This window comes from Limosilactobacillus ingluviei DSM 15946, assembly GCF_001435775.1.
In the GTDB taxonomy this organism is placed as follows: domain Bacteria; phylum Bacillota; class Bacilli; order Lactobacillales; family Lactobacillaceae; genus Limosilactobacillus; species Limosilactobacillus ingluviei.
The window spans coordinates 23,358-39,435 of the sequence record NZ_AZFK01000047.1 but is presented as its reverse complement, the minus strand read 5'-3'; the positions used below and the strand labels follow the sequence as shown (position 1 = coordinate 39,435).

At 50.6% G+C, this 16,078-nt stretch carries 17 protein-coding genes; 14 read left to right on the top strand and 3 right to left on the bottom strand.

Annotated elements, in window-relative coordinates; genetic code table 11:
* The first annotated feature begins 6 nt into the window (after positions 1-6).
* Positions 7-522: a folate family ECF transporter S component gene (locus tag FC43_RS06295; protein ID WP_056954985.1), complete on the top strand. Its 516-nt coding sequence runs from the start codon at positions 7-9 to the stop codon at positions 520-522.
* On the top strand, positions 522-1,196 hold the full coding sequence (locus FC43_RS06290) for an MmcQ/YjbR family DNA-binding protein (RefSeq protein WP_056954983.1): 675 nt from the start codon (positions 522-524) through the stop codon (positions 1,194-1,196). The genes FC43_RS06295 and FC43_RS06290 overlap by 1 nt, the downstream gene beginning before the upstream one ends.
* Positions 1,197-1,261: 65 nt before the next feature.
* Here FC43_RS06290 and rihA read toward each other — a convergent pair whose 3' ends face one another.
* Positions 1,262-2,200, bottom strand: a complete 939-nt coding sequence (gene rihA / locus FC43_RS06285) for a pyrimidine-specific ribonucleoside hydrolase RihA (RefSeq protein WP_056954980.1) — start codon at positions 2,198-2,200, stop codon at positions 1,262-1,264.
* 76 nt (positions 2,201-2,276) lie between these two features.
* Positions 2,277-3,131 carry a hypothetical protein gene (locus FC43_RS06280; RefSeq protein ID WP_056954978.1) on the bottom strand — a complete coding sequence of 285 codons (855 nt, stop codon included), beginning with the start codon at positions 3,129-3,131 and terminating at the stop codon, positions 2,277-2,279.
* A gap of 165 nt (positions 3,132-3,296) precedes the next feature.
* On the opposite strand from FC43_RS06280, the gene FC43_RS06275 reads away from it, so the two are divergent.
* The 8 genes from FC43_RS06275 to FC43_RS06240 all read left to right on the top strand — a co-directional run bounded on the left by FC43_RS06275 (position 3,297) and on the right by FC43_RS06240 (position 8,994).
* Positions 3,297-3,929, top strand: coding sequence for an NAD(P)H-binding protein (locus tag FC43_RS06275; protein WP_056954976.1), 633 nt, complete (start codon positions 3,297-3,299; stop codon positions 3,927-3,929).
* A gap of 382 nt (positions 3,930-4,311) precedes the next feature.
* The gene (locus FC43_RS06270; protein WP_161808271.1) at positions 4,312-4,890 is read left to right on the top strand and encodes an RNA polymerase sigma factor; all 579 of its coding nucleotides are present in this window, start codon (positions 4,312-4,314) and stop codon (positions 4,888-4,890) included.
* A gap of 62 nt (positions 4,891-4,952) precedes the next feature.
* On the top strand, positions 4,953-5,105 hold the full coding sequence (rpmG, locus tag FC43_RS06265) for a 50S ribosomal protein L33 (RefSeq protein WP_019206184.1): 153 nt from the start codon (positions 4,953-4,955) through the stop codon (positions 5,103-5,105).
* A gap of 22 nt (positions 5,106-5,127) precedes the next feature.
* Entirely contained in the window at positions 5,128-5,301 is a 174-nt protein-coding gene (secE, locus tag FC43_RS06260; protein ID WP_019206183.1) for a preprotein translocase subunit SecE, read from the top strand.
* Positions 5,302-5,440: 139 nt separating this feature from the next.
* Complete coding sequence (nusG, locus tag FC43_RS06255) at positions 5,441-5,989, top strand: transcription termination/antitermination protein NusG (protein ID WP_019206182.1); 549 nt, start codon at positions 5,441-5,443, stop codon at positions 5,987-5,989.
* Positions 5,990-6,112: 123 nt separating this feature from the next.
* A complete protein-coding gene (gene rplK, locus FC43_RS06250) occupies positions 6,113-6,538 on the top strand; it encodes a 50S ribosomal protein L11 (RefSeq protein ID WP_019206181.1) in 426 nt (141 codons plus the stop codon).
* A gap of 90 nt (positions 6,539-6,628) precedes the next feature.
* On the top strand, positions 6,629-7,333 hold the full coding sequence (gene rplA / locus FC43_RS06245) for a 50S ribosomal protein L1 (protein ID WP_019206180.1): 705 nt from the start codon (positions 6,629-6,631) through the stop codon (positions 7,331-7,333).
* Between the two features lie 140 nt (positions 7,334-7,473).
* A complete protein-coding gene (locus FC43_RS06240) occupies positions 7,474-8,994 on the top strand; it encodes a gluconokinase (RefSeq protein ID WP_056954973.1) in 1,521 nt (506 codons plus the stop codon).
* 106 nt (positions 8,995-9,100) lie between these two features.
* On the opposite strand, the gene FC43_RS06235 is transcribed toward FC43_RS06240, so the two are convergent.
* Positions 9,101-10,558, bottom strand: coding sequence for an APC family permease (locus FC43_RS06235; RefSeq protein ID WP_056954971.1), 1,458 nt, complete (start codon positions 10,556-10,558; stop codon positions 9,101-9,103).
* Positions 10,559-10,879: 321 nt separating this feature from the next.
* Here FC43_RS06235 and adhP point away from each other — a divergent pair, with 321 nt between their 5' ends.
* The 4 genes from adhP (at position 10,880) to FC43_RS06215 (ending at position 15,804) form a co-directional block, all read left to right on the top strand.
* Positions 10,880-11,905, top strand: a complete 1,026-nt coding sequence (gene adhP / locus FC43_RS06230; protein ID WP_056954969.1) for an alcohol dehydrogenase AdhP — start codon at positions 10,880-10,882, stop codon at positions 11,903-11,905.
* 156 nt (positions 11,906-12,061) lie between these two features.
* Complete coding sequence (locus FC43_RS06225) at positions 12,062-12,526, top strand: CtsR family transcriptional regulator (RefSeq protein WP_019206176.1); 465 nt, start codon at positions 12,062-12,064, stop codon at positions 12,524-12,526.
* Positions 12,527-12,563: 37 nt separating this feature from the next.
* Positions 12,564-14,999 carry an ATP-dependent Clp protease ATP-binding subunit gene (locus tag FC43_RS06220; RefSeq protein WP_019206175.1) on the top strand — a complete coding sequence of 812 codons (2,436 nt, stop codon included), beginning with the start codon at positions 12,564-12,566 and terminating at the stop codon, positions 14,997-14,999.
* A gap of 211 nt (positions 15,000-15,210) precedes the next feature.
* Entirely contained in the window at positions 15,211-15,804 is a 594-nt protein-coding gene (locus FC43_RS06215; protein WP_040469750.1) for a TetR/AcrR family transcriptional regulator, read from the top strand.
* The last annotated feature ends 274 nt before the right edge of the window (positions 15,805-16,078 follow it).

Here is a 16,078-nt window from a genome sequence, read left to right as displayed (position 1 = left end):
GCGCTTATGGTACAAACGACCCGGACCTTAGCCTTGATTAGTGTTTTAACGGCCCTGCAAGTGATTGTTGGCAGCCTGCTTTCGATTCAATTTTTAACCACCAAAATTGTCTTCACCTTTGTGATCTTGGCCCTGTCTGCCCAACTGGTGGGAATGTGGCCGACCGCCATCAGCGCGGGTTTGGCTAACCTGCTGGGTTCGTTGCTGTTTCCGAAGTACGCCTTTTTTCCGGGGTTCATTTTGACGGCGTTTTTGGTTGGGCTGACCTATGGTTATTTTTTGCAAACGCGGGTCACCTGGGGGCGGATTATTGCCGCGAACTTGGTGGCGATGTTGGGGTTCAACTTGATTCTCAACACCCTGTGGTTGCATTTGCTCTACCACATTCGGATTCCAATGCTGTTGGCCACGCGCCTTCCCCAGGAAATCATCATGTTTGTCGTCAGTACAGTAATGCTGGTGGGCCTTTTTCGGCTCCCGGTGACGGCGAAAATCATTGAAAATGAAAGGAAGCGATGGTAATGGAAGCCTTCAGCGAAATTTTTGCCAACCAGAAGTTGCAACCGGCTAAGTTGCCAGCGGCCGGGTTTACCAAGAAGGGCCGTCACTGGCGCTACCAGACGCTTTTGCCAACCAGTGGGTTTTTATTGACGGTCACGATTGATGAAGCAGGTCAAGTTTTGACCCAGGTCATTGATTTGGCAACCCAATCTCCCTACACCTTGCATTTGCAACCCCAAGTCCGGGGCGAATTTGCGGGGACAGTCAAGGCCGAAGTGACCACGGTCTTACAACAAATTGTCGCGCAAGCTTATGTGGACCAACGGTTTCAAGCACCGCAAGCTCAACGGTTAATCACGCATGTTCAGCAGACCTATGGGGACGAATTAGAATTTTTGTGGCCCAAGACACCGTTTACGGGGGTCTGGCGTCACGCCGCCAGCCAAAAATGGTATGGCTTAGTTGCTCGGCTGGATCAAGCGAAACTGGCGCCGACATTGCCAACCAAAGAAGTGGAAATTTTAAATTTGCACGCAACGCCGGCACAGGTCACGGCGTTAGTAAATCACCAACAATACTTTCCCGCTTGGCATATGAATAAGCAACATTGGCTGACCGTCATCTTAAATGACCAGGTGGCCGATGCGACCCTATTTGAGTTATTGGCCGCCAGCTACCAATTGGCCAATCAGTAATAAACTGTAAACTAAAAATCGCTAACGAACCATGTTTGTGCCAGGGTCGTTAGCGATTTTTGCGTCTAATCGAAGTGCTTTAAACTATCCAGAATCAGTTTGATAAAGCGGGGGCGATCGAGGTCGAGCAAGACTTCGGTATTGGCTGGCTGACCAGTCAGCTGGTAGTAATCACAGACGGTCTCGCCCCGGGTCAATTCACCTTGTGTTTCGACGTCGACGTGCATTTTGGTGGTCGTAAACATCGTCGGGTCAATCAGCCACGCAATGGTACATGGATCATGCAATGGCGCGCCAACAAAGCCCCATTTTGGATCTTCATGGTAGCGTTCAAAGAAGTTTAAGAGACCAAAGTAGGCGTGGGCAACGGGGTTGTCGATTTCGCCGACCGCAGCAATTTCATCTTTGTGGATCTGTGCGCGGTGGGTAACGTTGAGCGGGGCCATTACCAGTGGTAAGCCAAAATTCATGACAATTTTGGCGGCTTCGGGGTCCACAAAAATGTTGAATTCCACGCTCGGCCGCCAATTGCCCAGGCCCATTGCCCCACCCATGTAGACAATTTGGGCCAATTTTTCCCGGGCCAATTCTGGATAAACCCGGAGGAACAACGCGGCATTGGTCATGGGACCAGTGACGACCAGGGTGACTTTTTCGGTACTTTGCCGGAGGGTTTGGGCGATCAATGCAATGGCCGTGAGTGGCTGGGGGGCAAAGCCCGGGGCCGGGAGCTCGGCGCCATCCAGCCCGCTTTCCCCGTGAACTTCCGGAGCAGTTTCCAGGGGAGCCACCAATGGCGTTTGGTTTCCACAGGCGACGGGAATCGTGGTGGCTTGCAGCAAAGTTAAGGTTCGCAAGGCATTATTCAAAGTTTTGGCGGGGGTTTGGTTCCCCGCGGAAGTGGTGACGGCTAACAAGTCAATCGTCGGGTTGGCAACGGCCAATAAAAGCGCTAAGGCATCATCGTGGCCGGGATCACAGTCTAAAATAATTTTCGTGGTCATTAGATTACCTCCAGAGCAATCATTCTAAAGTTACAATTATTGCTCTAATTGTAACTGAAAGCGCTGACATTCACAATTAATCTTTTGCGGTCGGGGTAATGGTCAGCTGGACGATCCACGGCTGGGTTGCTTGGTGCACCGTTTGGCCCGCCGCCAACCATTTGACTGCGCCCCCGCTCAGTGTGCAGCTAACGGGGGGATGGGATTGGCCCATTTGTTGGTAAATTAAATCAACGACTTGCGCGGTCAAGGCGCGGGGCACTTCACCAATCGTCCAGGTTACATCCCCTAAAGTCCAAGTCACCTTGATCTGTTGCGCATCAAAAATGAAGCCGGTTTTCAGGCGGGGCGAAAACGGCAGGGCTGCTAAGGGCTTTTCGGCGGTAGCTTGCGCTTGTTGTAAGTCAGTGGGACTCAGGGTCGCAAAGTCATAAGGCAGGGGCCGGGCTTGGTGGGCGGCTTTCAGCGCGGCCTGGATGGCTGACAAATCTAAGTTTGCCACGGTAAAAGTTACGGGGGCGTTCGGGGAGTCTGGTCGCCAGCCCCATCGTTGGGCTAAGGTCATGACCGTTCCAACCAAGTGGCGATCTGGGACCGCAGCGTAGCCCGCCACGATCAGCAAGACCAGAATGCCGACGAGGTCATTTTGCATCTTTAACAGCCAGCCCAAAGCCCCAATAACGATTAGCCACCGGACCCCCGTCATACTGGCAACGAGGAGCCGTTTATCGGCGCGGTACCACAGCCAGTGTTGATAGAGTTTGAAACGATGTAAGGCCCCGAGCCAAAAAGCGCCATTGATCACGGCGAGTAAGCTGATTGGGATGATTGGCCCGCTTTGATTTACGACGAGCAGCGAGACCATCGTGAGCAAAGCGGCCCCGGCCAACCCCCAGTGGGTCAGCCAACGTTGCAAGGTTGGTGAGATCAAAAAACCACTCCTTAATCAATTAATTGGCATTATTTTACCACTGCTTCTGGGGACCACCAGCAGAAAAATAAGCGGCGGCGATCATTTTTTTCGTAAATGGTGATGAAATTGAGTACACTTAAAAATAACGGAACTTCTACAGATTAAATGAAAGGATGGATCAAGATGAAAGTCTTTGTTGCAGGGGCCACCGGCCGGGTGGGGCAAGCTGTGGTCAAGTTGTTATTGGCGCAAGGCGACCAAGTCCTCGCGGGCGGGCGCAATTTAGCACAGCTTCCCGCCGAAGTCACCCCGGTGGCCTTGGATCTGCACGCGTCCGTGGCGGAATTACAAGTAAAGTTGGCCGATAGCCAAGCGGTGATTTTTACGGGGGGTTCCCGGGGCCGGGATTTGTTGCAAACTGATTTGAACGGGGCCGTCAAATTAATGATGGCTGCCCAAGCCGCGGGGATTAAACGGTTTATTCACCTCAGTTCGGCGTATGCCTTGGACCAAACCATGTGGGCCAAGGTCCCGGCCCTAGCGCAATTAACGGATTACAATATTGCCAAGTTCTTTTCGGATCGGTGGTTAATGGATGAGACGACGCTGGCTTACACCATTATCCAAGCCGGGATTTTAACGCCAACGCCTGCGACCGGGAAGGTAAGTTTGAATCCCGCCACAAGCGGGGAGAACTCGATTGAAGACGTGGCCGCCGTTTTGGTGGCCAGTTTGGCAGAGCCGAAGACGATTCGCCAGGTCATTATGATGAAAGCCGGGACCACTCCGATTGCTGAAGCGCTCGCCCAACTTTAATTTATCGTTTGATTTTTTAATTGTTTAAATGGCGCCCCGTAAAATTTTTCCCGGGTTGTTTTTTGGTTTTTAAAAATTAGCCCTTTGCTACGTTAATTTAGCAAAATAACGGGTTTGGTGCCGCTCTTTTTAGATTTATTGGTTAATTAATGGAAAAAGCTAACGCTTGAAAACGCTTGCAGAAACTGCTAGATTGAATAAGCCAGTGGATATTAGAGCGGCCGAACCTTGTCAAGGCAGGGGAATAGCCGACCGGAGGGCTGGGTGAGACCAGTTGCTTTTCTACCCCTGCTCAAATGCATGGAGTGGTGAGATGACCAAAGGGTTTTCAAGCGGGTGAATCCAGTGGTGAGTACACAGGAGGATTTTTTGATTTCTCATGATGAGTGATGAAATTGTAATTTCCGAAAATAAATTAATTTACCAGGTGCAACGTCACCAAGATGAAGCCAGTTTTGAACTGCTTTACCGGCGCTATCAACCAATGATTCGCAAGCTGTGGCATCAATATTCCCGTCACTACATTAGTTTGGAAGATTGGGAGCAAGAAGCGGCCGTGAAACTCTATCAATGTCTGAAGCGTTATGATGCCCAGCATGCCCATTTCGCTCATTACTATAAGACAATGTTGCAAAATCGGTTGCGGGATTTTGGTCGGCATAAGAAACGTTCCAAACGCCAGCCGGGCAACCGGGTGGTTTCGCTGGATGAAGACGAACGCGTCCAACTGGTGGAAGATGATAAAATCGGCGCTGAGCGGGTGGCGGAATGCCGCCAAGCTTTGAATCAAATGGTGCGGCAATGTTCATCATTAGAGTGGGCGTGCTTTTTAAAGCTTAGTTTGGGCTATCAAATGGAGGAAGTAGCCGCGGAATTGGGGATTTCCGTGGGGAGTGTCCGCGCCGCTTACTACCGGGCCCGGACCAAGTACCGTCGCTTTTTAGAAACCATGCCGGACTAGCGGCTTTGGTTTGCGTGGTCAGGGCAAATGTGCTAAAGTTATCCCGAATGGAGGTGGTCACGATGGCGCACCGAAAAGTAGGGTTGGAATGCTCAGTTTGTGGCTCCCGCAATTATTCGGTTAACGTCAGTGCCGCCCAGCAGAATCAGCGCTTGGCGCTCAAAAAATTCTGCAAGCACTGTCAAAAAGTTACCCTGCACCGGCAAACCCGGTAGCATCAAGCTGGAGGAAAGGTACATGTTTCGCTTTTTTAAGAGCGTCGGGCAAGAAATGCACAAAATCGTGTGGCCAACGGCAAAGGAAAATCGGCGGGACACGTCGGTAGTATTATCGATTACGGTCTTCTTTATTTTATTCTTTGCTCTGTTTGATTGGTTGATTCAAATGGGCATGCTTGCTTTTGTTGGGTAGTTTTAGTTGCCCAAGGCTCAAGAAGTCTGCTATAATATTTTGTCAGAAAGCTGCGTCTTAGTACGGGCTTTTTTATTTTGTCCGTAGTTAAGCGACAAGGCGAAGTAATATAACACCATTAAAATAAAGGAGGATAACGGTGGAATCACAAGAAAAACGTTGGTACGTGTTACACACGTACTCCGGTTACGAAAACCGGGTCAAGAGTAATTTGGAATCTCGGGCCCAATCAATGGGGATGGAAGACTACATTTTCCGGGTAATCGTACCGGAAGAAACGGTCCACCAAGTTAAGGATGGGAAGGCCAAGGATATTGAAGAAAAAGTCTTCCCGGGTTACGTATTGGTTGAAATGGTTATGACAGACCGGGCTTGGTACATTGCCCGTAACACCCCAGGGGTGACGGGTTTCTTGGGTTCCCACGGTGGGGGATCCAAGCCAACGCCGCTGCAACCAGAAGAAGTTAACCGAATTTTGAGTTGGATGGATGATGAAGGCCCACAACGGACGGATATTGACGTTGCCGTTGGGGACCACGTGAAGGTCATCGCGGGCTCCTTTGCCAACTTGAATGGGGTCGTAACGGAAGTTGATCACGATAATTTGAAGCTGAAGGCCGAAATCGAAATGTTAGGGCGCCAAACGACGGTGGAATTAGGGTTCGACCAAATTGCGGCAGTCGAATAATTTGTGATTGTAATTAAAGATTAAGTGTGGTAACCTAACAAAGTATGCTATCGACATACTGTGGGAGGGGCAAAAACTGAACCCCCATCATTACCACAACACGGACTAAGGAGGTTTTGTCTCGTGGCAAAGAAAGTAGCAAACATTGTCAAGTTGCAAATTCCTGCTGGTGCAGCAACCCCGGCTCCGCCGGTTGGTCCTGCATTGGGTCAAGCAGGGATTAACATCATGGGCTTCACTAAGGAATTCAACGCACGGACGGCAGACCAAAAAGGGATGCTGATTCCAGTTGTAATTACCGTTTACGAAGACCGGTCATTTGAATTCATCACCAAGACGCCGCCGGCTGCAGTTCTGCTGAAGAAGGCCGCTGGTGTTGAACACGGTTCCGGCGAACCTAACACGAAGAAGGTTGCAACTGTAACCAAGGCTCAAGTAAAGGAAATCGCCGAAACTAAGATGCAAGATCTAAACGCCGCTGACGTAGAAGCAGCGATGCGCATGATCGAAGGTACTGCTCGGAGCATGGGCTTCAACGTTGAAGACTAATTTCTAGCAGACCGGGCGCTTTTTGAAAGAAAAGTTGTCCCCGTGGGAGGAGACTTCCGCTAGACCACATTTGCAAGGAGGATACATCAAATGGCTAAAACTCGTGGTAAGAAGTACCAAGACGCGTTGAAGAAGGTTGAAGCAAAGAAGCAATACGCTTTGACTGACGCGGTTGAATTAGTTAAGGACATTGACTTTGCTAACTTCGACGCAACGATCGAAGTAGCATTTAACTTAAACGTTGACACTAAGCAAGCGGACCAACAATTGCGTGGGGCTGTTGTGCTGCCAAACGGGACTGGTAAGGACCAAACCGTAATCGTTTTTGCTAAGGGTGAAAACGCTAAGGCAGCCCAAGAAGCTGGCGCTGACTTTGTTGGGGACATTGACTTAGTTGAAAAGATTCAAGACGGTTGGCTGGACTTTGACGTTGCCATTGCAACGCCAGACATGATGCCACAAGTTGGTCGTCTGGGTCGGGTATTGGGGCCTAAGGGTCTGATGCCAAACCCTAAGACGGGGACGGTGACGATGGATGTGGCCAAGGCCGTTGCTGAATCAAAGGCCGGGAAGGTAACTTACCGGACTGACCGGGATGGGAACGTTGCTGTGCCATTCGGGAAGGTTTCCTTTGACACTGACAAGTTGGTTGAAAACTTGAAGACGATCGAAGATGTTGTGACGAAGGCTCGTCCAGCTGCTGTGCGGGGGACTTACATCAAGCACGCTTCCATCGCTTCGACGTTTGGCCCAAGTGTTACTTTGGACTTGACTGACTTCTCGTCAGCTCGTTAATCAGTTTCAAAGGTAAAGAAGTCGTGGCGGTGGCCGCGGCTTTTTTATTTACGCAAGTGGCAAGATTTGACAGTTCAAGGGGAAACCAGTAATCTGAAGAAGTGAAATAACCCGATTAGCAGGAAGTGAGGATTAAGCAGATGGAATATTTGCTGGGGATTGATGTTGGAACAGTACGGACAAAGGCGATCTTATATGATCACCAGCTCCAAGCCAAGCAGACCTTTCGGCAAACTTATACCTTGTACCGGGATGCAACGGGCATGGCGGAGCAAGAACCCACCGAAGTGCTGGCCGCCGTTGAAAAAGTAATCAATGACGCTTACGCCGAAGTGCAACGCAACCACTGTGATCTGTTAGCGGTCGCCTTTTCCAGCGAGAACCAGAGTTTGATCTTGTTGGATGAAAACTTCCAGCCGCTGACCCGCGTCTTGACTTGGGCGGACACCCGGGCCCGCCAAGTGGCCAGTCGGATCAAGCGGAACTTGGTCGCAAAAGAACTATATATGGACACGGGGACGCCGATTCACCCGATGTCACCCTTCACCAAATTACTATGGTTAAAAGAAGACCAGCCGGAATTGTTAAAGAAGACGGCTTACGTGGCGGATATCAAATCCTATCTCTTTAAGCATTTCTTTGATGAATTTAAGGTCGATATTTCGGTTGCTTCCTGTTCGGGAATGTGGAACATCAATACCCGGACGTGGGATGAGCAGGCGTTGGCAATGACGGACATTGCAGCTGTTCAATTACCAGAAATTGTTGATAGTACCCAGCAAGCGCACGGGCTGACGGCCGCGGGCCAAGCGGCGTTGCAGATTCCGGCTGACACGCCATTTGTGTACGGGGCCTTTGGGGGCGCCGCTTCGAACATTGGGATGGGCGCCGTTGACGAAAGTACGGCGGCAATTGCCATTGGGACTTCTGCTGCGGTGCGGGTGATGACGGATCATCCCGTCATTGATCCGCAGCAGCGGCTGTTCTGCTATGCCCTGGATGAAGAACACTGGGTCATTGGGGGCCCGCTCAATAATGGGGGTGACGTCTACCAATGGGCGGTGAAGCATTTGGTTGATGCCAATGCGGTCGCCAGTGAGCAGGTGGATGCCTTCCAATTGGCCAACCAGGTAATTGAGGGGGTCCCAGCTGGTTCCCACGGTCTGATTTTCCATCCCTTCTTGGGTGGTGAGCGGGCCCCGATTTGGGATGCCAATGCCCGGGGGTCATTTTTTGGCCTGAATCAGCTGCATACCCGGGCGGATATGTTACGTGCCGTCATGGAAGGAATCACGATGAACGTCGGCAGTGTCTTTGAAATTGTCCGGGATTTAGTCGGGGATCCTAAGCAAATTATGGCGTCCGGGGGCTTTACGGATTCCTTAGTTTGGCGCCAGATGTTAGCCGATGTAATTGGCTTCCCGGTCGGGGTGGCAATGGCCCACGGGGGGTGTTGTTTAGGCGCGGCCGCAATTGCCTTGAAGAGTTTAGGGCGAATTAGCGATTACAGTGAAGTTACGCCGCTGTTGGCCCAACCAGAAACTTATATTCCGGATGATTTGGCGGCCTATACCTACCAAAAGTATCAGCCGTTGTTTAACCAGGTCGAAGAATTGCTGACCCCGGCCTATGCTGCGATTGCTCAACTCCAAGAAAAATAACAGCGGCTGAGCAGAAACGAGCTTTTCGACTAAAAGTTAGAAAATCACAACAAAAAGTGCTAGCAATCCACGTTTCAGTAACGGGGGTTGCTAGCACTTTTAAGTTTTAACTCTTTTTTTCGGCGCTGGTTAATTGAGCTTGCCACTTCGGGTGACTGCGGTAAAGCCAAAATGGCAACCAGGAAACCACGAGACACATGCCAGCCAAAATCAGAACATACGCAAGGCGCAATGGCTGCGGCGTCCCTTGCGCGGGGATAAAAGTGATGAAGAAAGCGCCCGCGGTAATGACCAAGGCGACCGCCGCTAAGGCAATGCTGACTTTCGGCTGGCTGGTCATGCGGTAGGTCCGGGGCAACGTTTCGTGGCGCCATTTTAAGACCATGTAAGCGACGAGCATGATCATGTACACCATCAGGTATTGGGCGGTGGTGGCGGCGAGAGCCACGTTAAAGGCGAAATCAACATTTTGCCCGCTGCTAAAGGTAATCAGCGCCGCGGTAAGCGTCACAATCGCGGATTGCAAGACCATAATCCGAAAGGGAATCCCGTGCTTGGTTGCGTGGGCGAAAAAGGGGGGCAGAAAGCCTTCGCGGGCTGCTTCGAACAGCCCTTGGTTAGGGCCGGCAATCCAATTGCCTAATTCACCAATGATCCCGCAAGCCAGCAGCAAGCCGATCAATTTCTCCAAGCTTTGGCCCGGCAAGCCGATCGAAGTCAGCAGTTGGCCATACGTATGCACAAAACCGGTGCTGTTTTGGATATGGGCGGCCGGGACACTCATGGCAATGGCGCTGCTGCCGAGTAAGTCGAGGCTGATGGCCGTGGCTACCAAAGCAATCATGACCTTAGGGTATTGCTGGGGCCGCGCCAAGTTCTTAACGTGGGGGGCCGAAGCTTCCCCGCCACAAAAGGCCAGGATAAAGGGGACAAAGGCGACCAGCGTGGTGCCGTTCAACTGGTGGGGGAAAATGGTGTGGAAATTAAAGTGGACATAAACCGGATGGCCCTGGCCCAAGTAGACGGCAACGACGATGACTAATAATAAGACGGGGGTAACAATCCCTAAGGCAAAGAGCCATTCGGCAACTTTGCCGATGCGTTTGGCCCCCAACAGTTGGGCGCAAGTGGCTCCCCATAATAAGAGCATCATTAAGCTAAAGCGCACGAGCGGGGTAGTATTAAACCAAGGGGTCTGCAAGGTGATGGAAAGGGCCCCGATAATTACGTACATCATGAGGTCCATGCCGGCCGTAATGTGGATCCACTGGTAAAACATGGCGACAAACCCGGTTTTTTCTCCCAAAGTGGCTTTGACCCAAGTGAACAAGCCCCCGTGTTGCCAACCTTGAATGGAGGCCATTTCACCGGCGGCTTGCGTGACTGGCAAGAACCAGGCCAAGCCGGCCAGCAGGAGGTAAAATAAGGAGGTTGCGCCCGCTTTGCCAAACGGCGCGAATTCATCGATGGAAATCACCATTGAACTGGTCATGGCAAACAATTTGAGCCCCGTCAACTGATTGTAATTCTGGTTGGCAGTGGCGGTTTCTTCAGTTGTAGTCATAAAAAACTCCTCTGCTTAAATTGAAAAATAAACAACTCGGCTATTATACCAATTTTGAGAAGTAATAAAAGGGGTTAAAAATATAATTTTTAAAAGGGACCGATCAACCGCTTGATCGTGGCGTAAGTGAAAAATCTTTCGAACGTCGCTTAACTATACCAATCAATCAAAACGCCGTTGTAACAACTTTTAGAGCGGGCGATAGAAAAATATAAAACAAAAAAAATTGAGAATGTTCATTTTTTCACTTGCCAAACGGCAGGAAGCTCGCTATGATATTAAGCGTAGGAAACATTTACAGATACAAAGGAGATATGATCCATGAAGGCTGCAGTTATTAATGATCCAGTAGATGGTTACGTTACGGTTAAGGATGTTACCTTACGCGATTTAAAGCCAGGTGAAGCCTTGGTTGATATGGAATATTGTGGGTTATGCCACACTGACTTACACGTGGCGGCTGGTGACTTTGGTGAAAAGCCAGGCCGGATTATCGGTCACGAAGGGGTTGGGCGCGTTGCCAAGGTTGCCCCTGGCGTAACCAGCTTGAAGGTCGGTGATCGGGTATCGATTGCTTGGTTCTTCAAGGGCTGCGGTCACTGTGAATACTGCCTGACGGGACGCGAAACCTTCTGTCGCGAAGTGCAAAATGCCGGTTACACGGTTGACGGGGCGATGGCTCAACAATGTATCGTCGCTGCCGACTACGCGGTGAAGGTACCGGAAGGCTTAGACCCAGTTGAAGCGACCTCCCTGACTTGTGCGGGGGTAACGGTCTACAAGGCCCTGAAGGTTGCCGACATCAAGCCTGGTCAATGGGTCTCCATCGTCGGGGCCGGTGGTCTGGGGAACCTGGCCGTCCAATTTGCGCACAATGTCTTTGGGGCCCACGTCGTTGTTGTTGACGGGAACGATCCTAAGCTGGAAGCGGCGAAGGAAAACGGGGCGGAAGTAGTGATTAACCGCCACGAAGTTGACAGCGTTGCTCAAGCCATCCAAGAAAAAGTGGGCGGCGTTCACGCTGCCGTGGTAACGGCCGTTGCAGCTTCGGCCTTTGACCAAGCAGTTGATTCCTTGCGCCCAGATGGGAAGTTGGTTGCGGTTGCCTTGCCACAAGGGGATATGAAGCTCAACATCGCTAAGACGGTGCTGGATGGGATCATTGTGGCTGGTTCCTTGGTTGGGACGCGCCAAGACTTGGCTGAATGTTTCCAATTCGGGGCTGAAGGCAAGGTTAAGCCAATTGTTAAGACGCGCAAGTTAGCTGAAATCAACGACATGATCCAAGAATTAAAGGACAACAAGGTCGTTGGGCGGAACGTAGTTGACTTTGTTCACGAAGCCTAAGCAGCGTTAGTTGAATGAAGCAATACCATGAAATTGAGGGCTGGGAGCTGGTACCCAGCCCTTTTTTCGTGTTGTGTTGAAGGGTAAATCGAAGGCAAATCCGGAAAAGTGTGGTATGATTAAGGTCAAAATTAGTCAAGAAAGGGGCGCAGACCGGTGGAAGAACGTAGCATTTCAGACGTAATTGAAGCTTACCTGAAATCAATTTTAGGGGATGATCCCCGGATTGAAATTCGGCGGGCGGAAATTGCCGATCATTTTGATGTGGTGCCATCACAAATTAATTATGTCATCAAGACGCGCTTTAACCTGCAAAATGGTTACTTGGTGCAAAGCAAGCGGGGTGGTGGTGGCTACATCCGGATTGAACGGGTCAACCTACTGGATGATGATGATGTCTTACAGATGTTGATTGCCAATATTGGTGAAGCCATCAGTGAAAAAGACGCCGCTAAAATCATTAAGACTTTATATGAAGAAAAATTGATTTCACGCCGGGAGGGTGATTTAATGTTGGTCGGGGTGGCCAAACAAACCCTGAACCAAGCAAACAAGCAAGCTGAAGAGCGCTTGCGGGCAAGGCTCTTGGTTGCCTTGCTGACCCGGTTGCGGTATGAATAACGGCAGCGAATAGAGAAGATAATTGAAGGGGATTTACATGGACGATTACCGATATACGCCAAATGCCAAGGCGGTTTTAGAAATTGCGCACGAACAGGCCCTGTATTTTAAACACCAAGCTGTCGGCACAGAGCACCTGTTGCTGGCGTTGAGCTTGGAACACAGTGGGGTGGCGGCGGAATTGCTGGATCAATTCCACGTCACCAGTGACGATTTGCGGGCCGAAATTGAACGCTTTACCGGTTACGGCACCTTGGCAGTAGCTGACAGTCATGAGTATTTGCCAGCCTCACCGAAACTGCGCACCATCTTGTCGTTGGCAGCCCAAACGGCCCGGCAGCTGAATGCTGAACGGGTGGGGACAGAACACTTGCTGCTGGCGCTGTTAAGTGATGAGACGATTTTGTCTTCCCGGATTTTATTCAACTTGGATGTAAACTTGCAACAAGCCCGGCGGACGTTGGTGCGGAAATTGGGCAAGGCCGCCGGACAGGCCCTGAACCGCCAAAGTGCCAAACGTAATACGGCAACGCCGACGTTAGATCGTTTGGCACGGGATTTAACGGCCCAAGCAAAGCAAGGCGCTGGTGAGCAGGTCGTGGGCCGGGAAAAAGAAATTAAACGCATGGTACAACTGTTGAGCCGGAAAACGAAAAATAATCCGGTCCTGGTGGGGGAACCGGGGGTCGGCAAGACGGCGATTGTCGAAGGCTTAGCCCAGCGGATTGTCACTCAAGGCGTGCCAGCCAGCTTGGCCCAAAAGCGGGTGATGGCGCTGGACATGGGGTCGCTGGTGGCCGGTACCAAGTACCGGGGGGAATTTGAAGACCGACTGAAAAAAATTTTGGATGAGATTTACCGCAGTGGCGACGTCATTTTGTTTATTGACGAACTGCATACGGTGGTCGGTGCCGGTGGGGCTGAAGGGTCCGTAGATGCTTCCAATATTTTAAAGCCGGCGTTGGCCCGGGGGGAACTGCAACTGATTGGGGCCACGACGTTGGATGAGTACCAGAAGTACATTGAAAAAGATGCAGCCCTCGAGCGGCGCTTTGCCAAGATTCAAGTTGAAGAACCCAGTGAAAAAGCCACTGTCCAGATTTTAAAGGGGATCCGGCCGGGCTATGAAAAGCACCACCAGTTAACGATTAGTGATGCGGCGCTCACCGCTGCGGTTAAGCTAGCCAAACGCTACATCACTGATCGCTTTTTGCCGGATAAGGCGATTGATCTAATGGATGAAGCAGCAGCGATGGTGCGGATCAATGCTGACCAAGCGGATACCCAGACGGTTGCCGCGATGCAAAAATTAACGCAGTTGCGAGAACAAAAAGAAGCGGCCATTTTGACGCAAGACTTTGATCAAGCTGCGCAATTGCGCCACCAAGAGTTGGCGTTAAAAGCCCAGGTTGAACAGCAAACGGCTCGTCGCCAAGCCCAAGCTGCGCAAACCACCTTACGGGTGATGCCAGAAGATATTGCCAAGGTCGTGGCGGATTGGACCGGGATTCCGGTTACGCAATTGCAAAAGCACGAACAAGATCGCTTGGTACACTTAGAAAAGGCCCTTCACCAACGCGTGATTGGCCAAGACGAAGCCGTCAGTGCGATTGCCCGGGCAATTCGGCGGGCCCGCAGCGGTTTGCAGGATCCTAAGCGACCGTTAGGATCCTTTATGTTCCTTGGACCAACTGGGGTCGGCAAGACGGAATTAGCCAAGGCCTTAGCCGCGACCGTCTTTGGCTCCGAAGACAACTTGATTCGCATTGACATGTCGGAATACCAAGAACGGTACAGTACCAGTCGTTTGGTTGGGGCGGCCCCGGGTTATGTCGGGTACGAAGAAGGCGGTCAATTAACCGAAAAAGTGCGCCAACACCCGTATTCCGTGGTCCTACTCGATGAAGCGGAAAAGGCGAACCCGGACGTTTTTAACCTCTTGTTGCAGGTCTTGGATGACGGTTACCTGACCGATGCCAAGGGGCGCAAGGTTGACTTTAAGAATACGATCTTGATCATGACCTCAAATCTTGGGGCGACCCAGCTCCAGGATGAAAAGACGGTCGGCTTTGGGCAAAGCAGCCTGCAAAATGATTATGCGGCGATGAAGCAAGCAATCAATGCCCAATTGAAGTTGCACTACCGGCCGGAGTTTTTAAATCGGATCGATGAAACGATCGTCTTCCACCCACTTGAGAAAGCCGACCTGCGCCAAATCGTAAAACTGTTGACCCGGGGCTTGGTCGCTCGCTTGGCCGCGCAACAAATTACCGTTAAATTCACCCCGGCCGCGATTGATCAAATCGTTGCGGCGGGCTACCAACCAACGTACGGGGCGCGGCCCTTGCGGCGGGCGTTGCAAACGTTAGTGGAAGATCCGCTGAGCCTGAAATTGCTGGACGGCAGCTTAACGGCTGGTGATCAGGTGACGGTCGGGGCGCGGCAAGGCAAAATAACTTTCACCCTCCACTAAATTGTTTTACTTAATTGAATTAATCATTAGAAGGAAAACGGCCTCATTAACTTACCTAAATTAATTTTGATGACCGTTTTTTTTATAAGGAAACTAATTATCGCTAGATTTACCTATTGACAATTATTATGCTGTGATAAATAATAATTACTACTGTGTGATTATAATAAATTAGGATAATCGATTTTACACAAGATAGGAGCGTTAGAAATTGAGACGAGCTGAACAACTAGCGAAAACACGGAATGCAATTTTGACGACGGCAACTAAATTGTTCTTGGAGCACGGGTTTGGGGGAACTTCGACCCGGGACATCGCCAAGCAGATCGGCATTACCCAACCCGCGCTGTATCACCACTTTTCGGACAAAGAAGAATTGTACCTGGACGTGTTGACGGAGCTGTGTGGTAAAGTTCGCCAGGAGACTAACAAGGTTTTGCGGAAAACCGATCTGGATCCGGAAGAACGGCTTTTTCAAATCTGCAAAGTCTACCTTAAGTATCACCCGCTGAGTATCTATGCTCAGTACCAAGCGGCGTTACGGCAGTTGACGTCAAGTTCCCAACACAAGCTGAACATGATCTTTACCATGGACTACTTGGAACCACTGTCGGAATTCTTCAAGATGGCGGATGTGGACTTGCGGCCAGATTTGATGCCTAAAGAAGCAGCGGAATTGTTGATTGCCAGCATCGCCCCGTTGTTTGGGACCTTCCAACAAATTGGGGGACGGTCGTTAAACGCGGAGCAACGGCAACGCTTAATCATTGATTCAGTCATGACAGGACTGTTGCGCCAAGGTTAAGCAGTGATTAAACCGGTTGACCAAGAAGGGGAGAGCTTGGCTGGCCGGTTTTTTCGTACCCGGATTTTTTTAATTGACAGGCCGCTGGAAATAGTGTATCTTATTTATCGTATGTAATTGTGAGTTCAATGGGGTTGACGATCTCTTGTCCGTCAGCCACTTTATAAAAGCCCAAAGGCAATCGCTGGTTGCTTTTGGATTTTTTTTGCCCAAAATCATGGTTTGAGTAAAATTGTAACCAAAATGTAACATTGAACCCACCCAACAAACTTAG

Excerpts from the sequence above, each read along its gene's own strand:
- FC43_RS06295 (WP_056954985.1), top strand. The coding sequence starts at position 7 with ATGGTACAAACGACCCGGACCTTAGCCTTGATTAGTGTTTTAACGGCC.
- FC43_RS06290 (WP_056954983.1), top strand. The coding sequence starts at position 522 with ATGGAAGCCTTCAGCGAAATTTTTGCCAACCAGAAGTTGCAACCGGCT.
- rihA (WP_056954980.1), bottom strand. The coding sequence starts at position 2,200 with ATGACCACGAAAATTATTTTAGACTGTGATCCCGGCCACGATGATGCC.
- FC43_RS06275 (WP_056954976.1), top strand. The coding sequence starts at position 3,297 with ATGAAAGTCTTTGTTGCAGGGGCCACCGGCCGGGTGGGGCAAGCTGTG.
- FC43_RS06270 (WP_161808271.1), top strand. The coding sequence starts at position 4,312 with ATGAGTGATGAAATTGTAATTTCCGAAAATAAATTAATTTACCAGGTG.
- rpmG (WP_019206184.1), top strand. The coding sequence starts at position 4,953 with ATGGCGCACCGAAAAGTAGGGTTGGAATGCTCAGTTTGTGGCTCCCGC.
- secE (WP_019206183.1), top strand. The coding sequence starts at position 5,128 with ATGTTTCGCTTTTTTAAGAGCGTCGGGCAAGAAATGCACAAAATCGTG.
- rplA (WP_019206180.1), top strand. The coding sequence starts at position 6,629 with ATGGCTAAAACTCGTGGTAAGAAGTACCAAGACGCGTTGAAGAAGGTT.
- FC43_RS06240 (WP_056954973.1), top strand. The coding sequence starts at position 7,474 with ATGGAATATTTGCTGGGGATTGATGTTGGAACAGTACGGACAAAGGCG.
- FC43_RS06235 (WP_056954971.1), bottom strand. The coding sequence starts at position 10,558 with ATGACTACAACTGAAGAAACCGCCACTGCCAACCAGAATTACAATCAG.
- adhP (WP_056954969.1), top strand. The coding sequence starts at position 10,880 with ATGAAGGCTGCAGTTATTAATGATCCAGTAGATGGTTACGTTACGGTT.
- FC43_RS06220 (WP_019206175.1), top strand. The coding sequence starts at position 12,564 with ATGGACGATTACCGATATACGCCAAATGCCAAGGCGGTTTTAGAAATT.